Source organism: Brevibacillus sp. FW306-2-1A-C05A (assembly GCF_058781555.1).
This window is the reverse complement of record NZ_JBYSWV010000034.1, coordinates 1-12547: the sequence shown is the minus strand read 5'-3', so window position 1 is coordinate 12547 and position 12547 is coordinate 1. Positions and strand designations below refer to the sequence as shown.

Sequence of the window (12547 nt, the reverse complement as noted above, 5' to 3'; positions counted from 1 at the left end):
TAAACAGGACGATGTGTCCTCCAAATACTTCTATGCTGCGTCCATTTCGCTTCGATTACTTGCCCAGACAAAACTGAGAGAAAATCTGGTCGATCAAATCTTCGCCGACACTCTCCCCAATCACTTCGCCGAGCAGCTCCCACGACTTTTTGATGTCGATCTGGATCATGTCGACAGGCATCAAATCATCAATTCCGGCCAGCGCCTCGTCAATCGCTTTTTCAGCCTGGCGAAGCAGTTGAATATGACGGGCATTGCTCACATAGGTCAAATCATCCTGCTGCACGCGTCCACTGAAGAAAATGTCTCCGATCGCCTGCTCCAGCAAGTCGATCCCCTTCTCCTCACGCGCTGAGGTCATGATAAGCGGCTGCTGCGGGAAATGACGCTTGATCTCTTCCAGGTCCACTTTTTGCGGCAAGTCGAACTTGTTTACGATCACGATGACCTGAAAGCCTTTTGCCGCTTCAAAAATCGCATAGTCGTCAGCCGTGAGCGGCTCATTGTAATTGACGACGAGCAGAACAAGATCAGCCTTTTGCAAAAGCTGACGCGATTTTTCCACCCCGATTTTCTCCACGATATCTTCCGTATCGCGAATCCCTGCCGTATCAATGAGACGCAGAGGAACCCCGCGCACGTTGACGTACTCTTCAATCACGTCACGAGTCGTTCCGGCCACATCGGTGACGATTGCTTTTTCCTCCTGAACGAGACTGTTCAGAAGAGAGGACTTTCCTACATTCGGCCGCCCGATAATCGCCGTAGACAAGCCTTCGCGCAATATTTTCCCTTGCTTGGCTGTCTGCAAAAGCCGCTGAATCTCGCCTTTTACCTCCTGGCATTTTCCGCGCAGGAAGTTTTGCGTAAACTCCTCGACGTCATGCTCGGGATAGTCCAGCGTTACTTCTATATGCGCCATGGCTTCAATCAAATTTTGGCGCAACTGTCGAATGAGCCGCGACAGCTTGCCCTCTACCTGGTTCAAAGCCACCTTCATCGCTCTGTCTGTTTTCGCCCGGATCAAATCAATCACGGCCTCAGCCTGAGACAAATCGACGCGTCCGTTTAAAAACGCACGCTTCGTAAATTCGCCCGGCTCCGCCAGTCTGGCGCCGTTATCCAGAATCAGCTCCAACACCTTTTCAACGGACACGATTCCTCCGTGGCAGTTTACCTCCACTACATCCTCTCGCGTGAACGTACGCGGAGCCTTCATCACAGACACAAGCACCTCTTCCACCCGTTCACCCGTTTCTGGATCGTACAGGTGACCGTAGTGGATCGTATGGCTATCCACTGTGGACAACCGCTGTTTTCCTTTATATATCTTATCCACAACGTCGATCGCTTCCGCACCGCTTACCCGAATGACGGCGATGCCGCCTTCGCCCATCGGTGTCGCAACCGCTGCTATTGTATCGAATTTCATGACCTTCACCTCAAGCTTTCCAATCAGACAAGTCAGCCACTAACTTACTAGCTTAACAGATCGCCCTGAAAAATTCCAAATGAAAGTGCAAATTTTGCACGCTCTCCTTCCCCAACCAGAAAAAGCAACCCCGCCGTCCAAGGTTGCTGTCCGTTCTCGTTATCCACAGTATGATCTTTTTGCGAAAAGCTCAACCCTTCCCGCGCTTATCCACAGTGGACAACTGTTTTTGGCGGCCACGCTGCAAGCGCGCACGTCGCAATTTGTCGATTTTCCTCGCTCTCGCGCCCGCTCCAACTGGCGAACCGTTCTCCGTCTATTTCGAGCGAAGCCAAAAAAAGAAGCCTAACGAGAGGCTTCTTTCGGTGCAATGACGATATATCGGTTTGGCTCGTCTCCTTCGCTGAAGGTGACGACATCCGCTCTTTTTTGCAGGAAGGCGTGAATTACTTTGCGCTCCGCGGCTGACATCGGCTCCAGCCGCACGTCCCGCCTGGTCGACAGAGCCTTTTTCGCGACACGGTCAGCGAGCTGCTCCAATGTTTCCTTGCGGCGCATCCTGTAATTTTCCGCATCCAAGGTGATGCGTACATGTTTGTCCGCATGACGGTTCGCTACGACGTTTACGAGATACTGTAAGGAATCCAGAGTTTGCCCTCTGCGGCCAATGATAATTCCCAGGTTGCTGCCCTGGATATCAAACAGGATGCCCTCTTCATTAGTACGAGTCTCCACTTTGGCGTTCACCTTCATGTTAGACAAAACATCTTGAAGAAAGTCACGTCCCTGTGCAACCGGGTCAAAATGAAATTCCACTTCCACTTTGGCGTCCTTGGCCCCAATCAGTCCAAAAAGGCCCCTGCTCGGCTCCTCCAGAACGCGAATACTCGCCTTTTCACGCGGTACACCCAATTCCAGCAAAGCTTTTTGCACAGCATCGTCTATCGTTTTTGCCGTAGCTACCACCTTTTTCACTTGGAGGTTCCCTCCTTGGGAGTAAGCTTATTGCCTTTATCACGATACAGGAAGTACGTTTGTACGATGGTAAACAGGTTGCCGTAAACCCAGTACAGAGACAGCGCAGATGGCAATGTGACGGCGATGGCCAAAATCATCAGCGGCATCATGACCAGCATCATTTGCATTTGCGGGTTGCCCTGTGTCGCTTGTCCCATCATTTTCGACTGCAAGTACGTCGTAATCGCAGCGATGATCGGCAAGATGTAGTACGGGTCTTTTTCACCCAAAGTCAGCCAGAGGAACGTTTGCGTCTTGATTTCCTCCGTCCGGATGATGGCATGGTAAAAGGCGATCAGGATAGGCATTTGCACCAGCATCGGCAAGCAACCCGCGAGTGGATTGACGCCGTTTTTCTGGAAGACAGCCATTGTTTCCTGTTGCGCTTTTTGCGGATCGTTTTTATACTTCTCACGAATTTTTTGCATCTCCGGTTGAAGCTCTTGCATTTTCTTGGAGCTCTTGATTTGCTTGACCATCAATGGCAGCACAATCAAACGGATGATGACTGTCGCTACCAGGATACCGAAACCGTAGTTGTCTCCAAGCACCAAAGCGCTTTCTTTAATCAACCAGGACAAGGGATATACGAGATACTTGTCCCAGAAGCCGGTTGCGTCAGGGCCGATAGGCTCAGCAGTCGCCGGGTTACAGCCTGACAGCACAAGAACCAGCATAGTCAGCATTAGCATGCTGAGGGTACGTCTACTCAAGGGTGATCCTCCTTTTCCCCGCTTCAATGAGGTATGCTTATTTGCGTTGATCCGGAACTGGATCAAACCCGCCCGGGTGGAACGGATGACATTTCAGGATGCGACGAAGAGCCAGCCAGCCTCCACGCCACGCCCCAAACCGGCGAACCGATTCGATAGCGTAGTGCGAGCAGGTGGGCGCGAATCTGCATGTAGGAGGTTTCAGCGGAGAAATAAACAACTGGTATCCGCGGATCAACCAAACCATGACTTTCGCAATCATCGTTTCACCCTCTTTTTCCATTATGTACGGGTGCCCGTTTGATTACTTTGGCGCGCTTCATCACGTGCAACAGAGATTGCTCAATGGCTTCAAGCGACATGGCTTCCACTCCCGGACGGGCGATGATGACAAGATCGAGGCCGAGTGGAATGTCTGACTCCAGCCGCGCTACCGCTTCGCGAATCAGCCGTTTGACTCTGTTGCGGATAACAGCGTTACCAATTTTTTTGCTGACAGAAATTCCGGCGCGAAAAGCAGCCTGTCCCTCTTGTTTGGCTGAATACAGGACAAATTGCTTGTTGGCAGCCGAAGTTCCTCGTTGAAACACTGCTTGAAAGTGCTCATTTTTTTTGAGCCGGTGTGAACGATGCAAGGTAAACAACCCCTAACATCACAATTATAGTAGAAAACGTAAACAGCATCTACCAGTATATCCTTGTTTCGTCCACTTTTTTCCCCAAAGTCTGCGCACTTTGTGCGAAAATCAAAAAACACCAGGGAAAATCAGGGAAAATTAGTCTATTTTTGCGATCAGCTCGGCCTTTGCCCTGCGCAGCTCAGAGACTCCCAGCTCATCCATCTGGAAAAAACCAAGTTCCAAAAGCGCCTCGCCCAACTCGGGCGGCAGCTCTCCCCAATGCTCCTCCCACCAGTTGCCCTCGTCCGTGCTGGAATACAGCCACACGGCCTCGGAAAACAGCAGAAAGCCCGCCTCTACGTACTGGCCTTGTCGCAGCAGCCTGTCGATCTTTCGCTTCAATAGAACGTCATTCTCTGCTCCCAGCGAAAACGTCTTCTGACCGCGGCGCGTTTTCAGATGGGCACGATAGGCCGCAAGCACCGCCAGCCCATCCATGAGCGCCTCTTTTGTCTGATACGTCTCCGCAAAACACTGCTCAAGCGCTGTCCATTCGCCCAGCTCCCGCAGCAACTGATACAGCGCACGATCGCTGAGCTTTCCATGCGAAACGCAAGCGATCAGTTGCAAAGCTTCCAACCAGCCGGCCCACTCAAGCAGGGCAACTGAATAAAAGCGTCCTTCTGCAAGCGCCTCATCTCCGCTCCGCTCATACGCCGCAATCGCCGCCTTCACCTGGCCAATCATCTTTTGCCGAGCCTCTTCCGATTCGAGGTAATCTTGCATCTGCACAAACCAGCCCGCAAAACGAGCCGTGGGATCGGCAATCAGCCGGGCCTCCTGCAAATACCGCCACGCCCACGGGTTGGCACGCACGTCCTCTATCGTCGGCACTGAATGCACGTGAAGCTGAATCAGTTGCCCGCGAAACTGGCGGTTTTCACTTCGATGTTCAGAGGCTCCCTCCATGAACACATTCAGGTCGAGATCGCTGAAGGCGTCTGCCTCCCCCCTCCCGACCGAACCGCCCGCATAGGCGCATACCATCCCCGAAAGCGATAGCTGCTCGACAAAGTCACGGCCCAACTCAATAAAAAAGTCGGTTTCATCCTTATAAGGCTTCATCGGTTCCTCCCGCTCTTTGCTATGCTGCAAGAGCCTTTCCATAGCTAGGTAATGATTCTCCCCCAAGAAAGGTTCCACATCGCGGTTAGACTTCCTCTTCACACCTTAAAAAGAATTTTCCGACATCATTGCGCAAACAAAAAGGCCACTGGAAATGTGGCCTTACGCGGAAAGAACTTTTCTACCTTTTTGACGACGAGCAGCCAAAATTTTACGGCCGTTTTTTGTGCTCATGCGCTTACGGAATCCATGATCCTTTTTGCGCTTGCGATTGTTAGGATTAAAAGATGGTTTCATTTCGTATTACACCTCCGTCTCGCACAGACATTCTTTTGCATTATAAGGACATATAGTAAAAAAGTCAAGCGACAGTGGAATTTCGTTACCAAGGCAAATATCCCCATAAAACTATTTCCCGGATCTGTGGATATCATCTTATCCACAAAAGCAGATTTCGACAAGTTTATCTACAGCTTGTACACAAAATATAGATATGTGAATATGTGCCTGGTACCAGTGGTTGTGTTTGTGGATAAGTATGAAAAAACCATTGATGCCATGCCTTATATCTGTTATTATGTTTTTGTTTTGAAGCGTGAATAACTCCGATAGGCTAATCGGTTTTTCCACAGGGTGTGGATAAGTTTGTGGACAGATTCCTTCCTATGTGTATGTCGTTACTCACAGGGATGCGGATAACCGTCTGCTTTTTTTCTCTTCTACGAGCGGAATCCCTATTTTTCGACTTTTTTTATCCACAGTCGCTGTAAACGACCGTGTTGACAATTGGGTCACACATATGAGGTTTTTTGCAATTGCTATCGTTTGTTTCTTATCGGTGATTTTATTTTTCGGACGGCCCAAAAGGAGGGATTCTGGTTGGATGCAGCGATTAGCGAACTATGGCGCAAAGTTCTCGCCAAGATAGAAAAATCGCTAAGCAAACCAAGTTTTGATACCTGGCTCAAAGCGACGAGAGCAACAACCTTGGAAGAAGATGCACTGATCGTCGTCGCGCCCAACGACTTTGCGAGGGATTGGCTTGAAACCAGGTACGCTCAACTGATTACCGATACACTATATGAAGTGACAGGTATCAATATGAAGGTAAAATTCGTCGCCCTGCAAAATCAGGACGCCGCATTTGCCGAAGAACAACCAGCCCCGCGGGTGAAAATGAGCGCTCCGCCCTCAGCAGCGGATGACCAGCCACCCAGCATTTTAAATCCCAAGTACACCTTTGACACCTTCGTCATCGGTGCCGGGAACCGATTCGCTCACGCCGCTTCGCTTGCGGTCGCTGAAGCTCCTGCTAAAGCTTACAATCCTCTCTTCATTTACGGAGGAGTCGGACTTGGCAAAACCCACTTGATGCACGCAATTGGCCATTATGTCATTCAACACAATCCATCGGCGAAAGTGGTCTATTTGTCGTCAGAGAAGTTCACCAATGAATTCATCAACTCTATTCGCGACAACAAGGCCGTCGAATTCCGCAATAAGTACCGGAGTGTAGACGTTCTTTTAATTGATGATATTCAGTTTTTGGCAGGCAAGGAATCGACGCAGGAAGAGTTTTTCCATACGTTTAATGCCCTGCACGAAGAAAGCAAGCAGATCATTATCTCCTCTGACCGGCCTCCCAAGGAGATTCCGACTCTGGAGGATCGTCTGCGCTCCCGCTTTGAATGGGGACTCATTACCGACATTCAGCCGCCAGATTTGGAAACGCGGATTGCCATTTTGCGCAAAAAGGCAAAAGCTGAGAATCTCGACATCCCGAATGAGGTAATGGCGTACATCGCGAACCAGATCGACAGCAACATCCGCGAGCTGGAAGGCGCCCTGATCCGCGTCGTGGCTTACTCTTCGCTGATTAATCGCGACATTGATACGCAGTTGGCCGCTGAAGCGCTGAAAGACATCATTCCGTCTTCTCGCCCTCGCGTCATTACGATCATGGACATCCAGCGCGCAGTCGGAGAAGCCTTTAGCCTCAAGCTGGAAGACTTCAAGGCGAAAAAGCGAACCAAAACCGTCGCTTTTCCGCGGCAAATTGCCATGTATTTGTCTCGCGAGCTGACAGATGCCTCTTTGCCGAAAATCGGGGACGAATTTGGCGGACGCGACCATACGACCGTCATTCACGCACACGAAAAAATCTCTCGGGCGCTGGCAAGCGACCCGCAGATGCAGACTACGATTCAGTCGCTCATTGAAAAGTTAAAAGCAAACCATTAAACCTGTGCATAACGCAAAAAGCCTATACACAACTTACCCACATGTGTATAGGCTATCTTTTACGTTATCAATCCACATATCCACAAATCCACAGGCCCTATTACTACTTCTGTTTAAAAAGATTTATCCTAATAAGATATGATAAAGACGCAGCCATTATGCATAGCCACTTAAAAAATGGCGCAGATAGAGGGAGGATCACGTTGATGCATATTACCGTTCAGCGAGACAAGCTGTCTAACGCCGTGTCACATGTCAGCAAAGCGGTTTCCAGCAGAACCACTATTCCGATTTTGACTGGGATTAAGATAAAGACGGATGATGAGGGACTTACTCTGACTGCAAGCGATTCGGATGTATCCATCGAGGTGCAGATTCCTTTGGAAGAAGCGGGAGAATGGGGAGTAACGATCCATCAGCATGGGAGCATTGTTTTGACAGCGCGCATTTTCAGCGAAATCGTGCGCAAGCTGCCAAGCAACGAGATTCACATTCAGGTAGACGACCGTCTCGTTACGCAAATCCGTTCGGGACAAGCCGAATTCACCATTAACGGAATGGATGCCAGCGAGTATCCTCAACTGCCGCATCTGGAAGAAGACAAAGTTTTCAGCGTTCCCTGTGACTTGCTGAAAGCCATGATCCGGCAAACCGTTTTTGGCGTCTCTACTTCCGAAATGCGTCCGATCTTGACTGGACTCATGTGGTCCCTGGAACAAGGCAAGCTGCGCTTTGTCGCTACTGACAGTCACCGTCTGGCCAGCCGTACTGCGATGGTAGAATGCCCGGAAGACTTGTCCTTCCACAACGTAGTCGTGCCAGGAAAAAGCTGCAACGAACTGGTGAAAATTCTCGATGACGACCAAAACCCGGCTGACATCGTCGTAGCCGACAATCAGATTTTGGTGAAGTCCAAGCACATTCTGTTCTATTCCCGTCTGCTGGAAGGAACTTACCCGGACACGACCAGAATCATCCCGCAAGGCAGCAAAACCGAGATTACCGTCAGCACCAAGGAATTTTTGCAATCAATCGAGCGCGCTTCCTTGCTCAGCCGCGAAGGCAAATCGAACGTGGTCAAGCTGGTTACATTGCCGGACGGCAGCGTGGAGATCACTTCCAACGCACCGGAAATCGGTAAAGTTACGGACATTTTGACGCCAAAAGCCACGAATGGCGAAGAGCTGAAGATTTCCTTCAACGCGAAGTACATGATTGACGCCTTGCGTGCGATCGACAGCGCCGAGATCAAAGCCAGCTTTACCGGCCCGATGAGTCCGTTCGTGATTCGTCCGACAGACCACGACTGGATGCTGCATTTGATCCTGCCAGTCCGTACTTACTAGGTCTTTTTCGTAAAAAAGTTCTTTTTCGTAAAAGAAAGGAGCCAAACCATGCGTGAGGTTTCCATCAACACCGAATACATTGCGCTCGGCCAATTTTTGAAGCTGGCTGACGTCATTGACACAGGCGGCATGGCTAAAGCGTTTTTGGCAGAAGTGCCGATCAAGATCAATGGCGAGTTGGACAACCGGCGCGGCCGCAAGCTATATCCTGGCGATGAAGTGGCGATTGAAGGCCATGGCCGCTTTCAAGTGGTACGCCGCTGAGAGGAGAGCGTGATTCTTGTTTCTCAAGAACCTGTCGCTAACCAACTATCGCAACTACCAATCCTTGTCCTTGGATTTTGACGGACCGATCCAGTTGTTCATCGGGAACAACGCCCAAGGGAAAACCAATGCACTCGAGTCGATATACGTTCTGGCTCTGGCCAAATCCCACCGCACGCCCCGAGACAAGGAGCTGATTGCGTGGGATGCCGATTACGCCACGATCCGTAGCGATGTTCTTCGTCGCTACGGTTCTGTTCGTTTGGAGCTGCAGTTGACAACCAAGGGAAAGCGGGCCAAAATCAACGGAATGGAGCAGCAAAAGCTGAGCGCCTACGTGGGAGCTTTGAACGTAGTCATGTTTGCGCCGGAGGACCTGTCCATTGTAAAAGGAGCGCCTGCCCAGCGTAGGCGCTTCATTGACATGGAAATTGGCCAAGTTTCGCCCACCTATCTGTATTATTTGAGCAACTACAACAAGGTGCTGGCTCAGCGGAACCAACTGCTGAAGGACTTGGCGATGAAAAAAAGCCATTCGCTGGAAATGCTGGCAATTTGGAATACCCAACTGGCCGATTTAGCGGTAAAATTGTTGAGGAAGCGATTTGAGTTTCTGCGCAAGCTGGAGGTGTGGGCGCAGGAGATCCACACCGGCATTACCAACGGCAGGGAAATGCTTTCTTTGCATTACGTGAACTCATCGCCCGTTACGGATGAAATGTCGGCAGAGCAAGCGGTTGAAAAAATGCTGGCTGCCTATGAAGAGGTTCGCGACCGGGAAATTATGCGCGGAAGCACGCTGATCGGACCGCACCGCGATGATTTTTCACTCAAAGTGAACAACATGGATGTCCAGACGTACGGTTCGCAAGGGCAGCAGCGCACGAGCGCCCTGTCCATCAAATTGGCCGAAATTGAGCTGATTAAAGAAGAAGTCGGGGAATACCCCGTTCTTTTGTTGGATGATGTCTTGTCAGAGTTGGATGAACATCGGCAAACCCTGCTGCTCGAAACCATTCAGGATCGGGTTCAGACGTTTGTAAGCACGACAGGTGTGGAAGGCTTAAAGCATCAGGTTCTCCAGCAAGCCTCTCGGTTTTACGTGAAGGAAGGGACAATCTCGGGAGAAAGGTAGGGGTCAGGGATGTTTATTCACATTGGTGGAGATACTGTGGTGAGCACTAAGGAAGTTATTTCCATCCTCGACCATCAAACCGTGAAATCCTCGAAGGTCAACAAGGCTTTCCTGGAGGAAAAGCGGAAAACGATTGTCGATCACAGCGTGGAAGAAACAAAATCTTATGTAATCACCCAGGACGCCATTTACTGTTCACCTATTTCTTCTCTGACGCTAAAGCGACGCGCTCAGTTCGTGGACAGCTTGGATCAGTTTCCCTTTGTACAAGCTGAAGTGGAGGAGTTGACAGAGTAGTGGATCAAGTGACGACGAACGATACAAACTATGATGCGAGTCAGATTCAGGTTCTGGAAGGTCTGGAAGCTGTTCGGAAACGTCCCGGCATGTATATCGGCTCGACCAGCAGCCGCGGTTTGCATCACCTGGTATGGGAGATTGTCGACAATGCTATCGACGAAGCGCTTGCCGGTTATTGCGACAACATCTTGGTGGTCATTCATCCGGACAACTCCGTATCTGTAACTGATAACGGCCGGGGAATCCCGACCGGCATCCATGAAAAAACCGGGAAATCAACCGTTGAGACGGTTTTGACTGTCCTGCACGCCGGCGGAAAATTCGGCGGTGGCGGATACAAAGTCTCCGGCGGTCTGCACGGGGTAGGTAGCTCGGTAGTGAACGCGCTATCTGAATGGATGGAAGTAGAAGTAAAGCAAAACAACAAAATTCACTATATGCGCTTTACAGTCGGAACGCCTGATGCTGATCTTGCCGTCATTGGCGAGACAGAGGAGACGGGAACAAAAGTCACCTTCAAGCCAGATCCGACGATTTTTACGGAAACGACTGTTTTTGAATACGACGTTTTGCAAAAACGTATTCGCGAGCTCGCCTTCCTCAACAAAGGGCTGCGCATTACGCTGAAGGATACGCGCCCGGACCAGGAGCGAGAAGAATCGTTCCACTATGAGGGCGGTATCGTACAGTTCGTGGAATACTTGAATAAAAACCGGGAACCGTTGCACGAAGAGGTCATTTACTGCGAGGGCGAAAAAGACGGCCTTTTCGTTGAGGTTGCTCTGCAGTACAACGACAGCTATGTGAGCAACATCTACTCGTTCGCCAACAACATCAACACGCATGAGGGCGGAACGCACGAAACAGGCTTCAAGACAGCTCTTACCCGTGTCATTAACGACTACAGCCGCAAATTCAATCTCCTGAAGGAAAAAGATCCGAACCTCTCCGGCGATGACGTGCGCGAAGGGATTACGGCGATCATTTCCGTGAAGATTCAGGAGCCGCAGTTTGAAGGGCAGACGAAAACCAAGCTCGGCAATTCGGAAGCGCGCAGCATTACCGAATCTGTCTTTGGCGATCGCTTCAGCACCTTTATGGAGGAAAATCCGGGCGTAGCGAAAAAAGTGGTGGAGAAAGCCCTGATGGCTTCCCGTGCTCGTGAAGCAGCGCGGAAAGCCCGTGAAATGACTCGCCGTAAAAGTGCGCTCGAAGTCAGCGCTTTGCCGGGTAAATTGGCGGACTGCTCTTCGAAGGACGCTTCGGAATCCGAACTGTTCATCGTTGAGGGGGACTCCGCGGGCGGTTCTGCGAAGTCCGGCCGCGATCGCCATTTCCAGGCCATTCTTCCTTTGCGTGGAAAAGTGCTGAACGTAGAGAAAGCGCGCTTGGACAAAATTCTCGGCAACAACGAGATTCGCATGATTATTACTGCGCTCGGCACCGGGGTAGGCGAAGATTTTGACATTACAAAAGCGCGCTACCACAAAGTTGTGATTATGACGGACGCGGACGTGGACGGCTCGCATATTCGCACGCTGCTGCTGACGTTCTTCTACCGTTACATGCGTCAGCTCATCGAAGCGGGGTACATTTATATCGCGCAGCCGCCGCTCTACAGCATCAAGCAAGGCAAGACGCTGCATTACGCGTATAACGACAAGCAGCGCGATGAAATACTCGCGACCCTCAAGGCTACACCGAAGCCAAGCGTCCAGCGCTACAAAGGGTTGGGCGAGATGAATGCTGACCAATTGTGGGAGACGACAATGGACCCTGCCATGCGCACGCTCCTGCAAGTGAACCTGGAAGACGCCATGGAAGCAGACATGGTGTTTGAGACGCTCATGGGCGACGAAGTAGAGCCGCGCAGGGAGTTTATCGAGCAACACGCGGCATCTGTAAGGGATTTGGACATTTAAGCTTTGAAATAGATTCGGTATATGGCAAGAAGGCTCAGCGATCCAGGCGGTATGAAAATGGCTTCAACAGGCGGTTTGCGCTGAACGAAGCTATTATTTTGCTGAGCTTTGGATAGCTGAGTCTGCCTTCTTGCAAAAAAATTCACTGCCGCACGATAAAAAAATCAAAAATTCTATTGCAATGAATTAAAATGTATGCTAGATTAAAGATCCAGGAAGTGATACGGGCCTATAGCTCAGTTGGTTAGAGCGCACGCCTGATAAGCGTGAGGTCGGCTGTTCGAGTCAGCCTAGGCCCACCACTTATACAAGGCGATAGCGCCGGATGCGACATCGCTTCTCCATTTTTTGGAAAATGGGGCTGTAGCTCAGTTGGGAGAGCGCCTGCCTTGCAAGCAGGAGGTCATCGGTTCGATCCCGTTCAGCTCCACC

The 12547-nt window shown here is 50.6% G+C and carries 13 protein-coding genes and 2 tRNA genes; 8 read left to right on the top strand and 7 right to left on the bottom strand.

Annotated features, from left to right (window positions below):
• Nucleotides 1–55: 55 nt before the first annotated feature.
• The 7 genes from mnmE to rpmH form a co-directional block, all read right to left on the bottom strand.
• The gene (gene mnmE / locus AC3WJN_RS18425; protein ID WP_005828334.1) at nt 56–1432 is read right to left on the bottom strand and encodes a tRNA uridine-5-carboxymethylaminomethyl(34) synthesis GTPase MnmE; all 1377 of its coding nucleotides are present in this window, start codon (nt 1430–1432) and stop codon (nt 56–58) included.
• A 345-nt stretch (nt 1433–1777) separates the two neighbouring features.
• Nucleotides 1778–2407 carry an RNA-binding cell elongation regulator Jag/EloR gene (jag, locus tag AC3WJN_RS18420; protein ID WP_005828332.1) on the bottom strand — a complete coding sequence of 210 codons (630 nt, stop codon included), beginning with the start codon at nt 2405–2407 and terminating at the stop codon, nt 1778–1780.
• Entirely contained in the window at nt 2404–3162 is a 759-nt protein-coding gene (gene yidC / locus AC3WJN_RS18415) for a membrane protein insertase YidC (protein ID WP_007779807.1), read from the bottom strand. Before yidC ends, jag begins: the two co-directional genes overlap by 4 nt.
• Nucleotides 3163–3199: 37 nt before the next feature.
• Complete coding sequence (yidD, locus tag AC3WJN_RS18410) at nt 3200–3424, bottom strand: membrane protein insertion efficiency factor YidD (protein WP_005828328.1); 225 nt, start codon at nt 3422–3424, stop codon at nt 3200–3202.
• Nucleotides 3425–3428: 4 nt separating this feature from the next.
• Nucleotides 3429–3797 (bottom strand): ribonuclease P protein component, encoded by a 369-nt coding sequence (gene rnpA / locus AC3WJN_RS18405; protein WP_005828326.1) that lies wholly within the window; start codon nt 3795–3797, stop codon nt 3429–3431.
• A 141-nt stretch (nt 3798–3938) separates the two neighbouring features.
• A complete protein-coding gene (locus AC3WJN_RS18400) occupies nt 3939–4907 on the bottom strand; it encodes a nucleotidyltransferase domain-containing protein (protein ID WP_492329310.1) in 969 nt (322 codons plus the stop codon).
• A 162-nt stretch (nt 4908–5069) separates the two neighbouring features.
• Nucleotides 5070–5204, bottom strand: a complete 135-nt coding sequence (gene rpmH, locus AC3WJN_RS18395; protein ID WP_005828322.1) for a 50S ribosomal protein L34 — start codon at nt 5202–5204, stop codon at nt 5070–5072.
• A 582-nt stretch (nt 5205–5786) separates the two neighbouring features.
• Between rpmH and dnaA the strand changes: the two genes are divergently transcribed.
• The 8 genes from dnaA (at nt 5787) to AC3WJN_RS18355 (ending at nt 12545) form a co-directional block, all read left to right on the top strand.
• Entirely contained in the window at nt 5787–7148 is a 1362-nt protein-coding gene (gene dnaA, locus AC3WJN_RS18390) for a chromosomal replication initiator protein DnaA (protein WP_005828320.1), read from the top strand.
• Between the two features lie 206 nt (nt 7149–7354).
• The gene (gene dnaN / locus AC3WJN_RS18385; protein WP_005828319.1) at nt 7355–8494 is read left to right on the top strand and encodes a DNA polymerase III subunit beta; all 1140 of its coding nucleotides are present in this window, start codon (nt 7355–7357) and stop codon (nt 8492–8494) included.
• A gap of 48 nt (nt 8495–8542) precedes the next feature.
• Entirely contained in the window at nt 8543–8758 is a 216-nt protein-coding gene (yaaA, locus tag AC3WJN_RS18380) for a S4 domain-containing protein YaaA (protein ID WP_005828317.1), read from the top strand.
• Between the two features lie 16 nt (nt 8759–8774).
• Nucleotides 8775–9893 carry a DNA replication/repair protein RecF gene (gene recF, locus AC3WJN_RS18375; RefSeq protein WP_005828315.1) on the top strand — a complete coding sequence of 373 codons (1119 nt, stop codon included), beginning with the start codon at nt 8775–8777 and terminating at the stop codon, nt 9891–9893.
• Between the two features lie 9 nt (nt 9894–9902).
• Nucleotides 9903–10190, top strand: coding sequence for an extracellular matrix regulator RemB (gene remB, locus AC3WJN_RS18370; protein WP_005828313.1), 288 nt, complete (start codon nt 9903–9905; stop codon nt 10188–10190).
• Between the two features lie 8 nt (nt 10191–10198).
• On the top strand, nt 10199–12115 hold the full coding sequence (gyrB, locus tag AC3WJN_RS18365) for a DNA topoisomerase (ATP-hydrolyzing) subunit B (protein WP_369750389.1): 1917 nt from the start codon (nt 10199–10201) through the stop codon (nt 12113–12115).
• A gap of 225 nt (nt 12116–12340) precedes the next feature.
• Nucleotides 12341–12417: transfer RNA gene (locus AC3WJN_RS18360), tRNA-Ile, on the top strand.
• A 55-nt stretch (nt 12418–12472) separates the two neighbouring features.
• Nucleotides 12473–12545: transfer RNA gene (locus tag AC3WJN_RS18355), tRNA-Ala, on the top strand.
• Nucleotides 12546–12547 lie beyond the last annotated feature (2 nt).

Bases quoted from the DNA above. Each gene is read 5' to 3' on its own strand.
- rpmH (WP_005828322.1), bottom strand. From the start codon at position 5,204: ATGAAACCATCTTTTAATCCTAACAATCGCAAGCGCAAAAAGGATCAT.
- AC3WJN_RS18400 (WP_492329310.1), bottom strand. From the start codon at position 4,907: ATGAAGCCTTATAAGGATGAAACCGACTTTTTTATTGAGTTGGGCCGT.
- yidD (WP_005828328.1), bottom strand. From the start codon at position 3,424: ATGATTGCGAAAGTCATGGTTTGGTTGATCCGCGGATACCAGTTGTTT.
- yaaA (WP_005828317.1), top strand. From the start codon at position 8,543: ATGCGTGAGGTTTCCATCAACACCGAATACATTGCGCTCGGCCAATTT.
- dnaN (WP_005828319.1), top strand. From the start codon at position 7,355: ATGCATATTACCGTTCAGCGAGACAAGCTGTCTAACGCCGTGTCACAT.
- mnmE (WP_005828334.1), bottom strand. From the start codon at position 1,432: ATGAAATTCGATACAATAGCAGCGGTTGCGACACCGATGGGCGAAGGC.
- remB (WP_005828313.1), top strand. From the start codon at position 9,903: ATGTTTATTCACATTGGTGGAGATACTGTGGTGAGCACTAAGGAAGTT.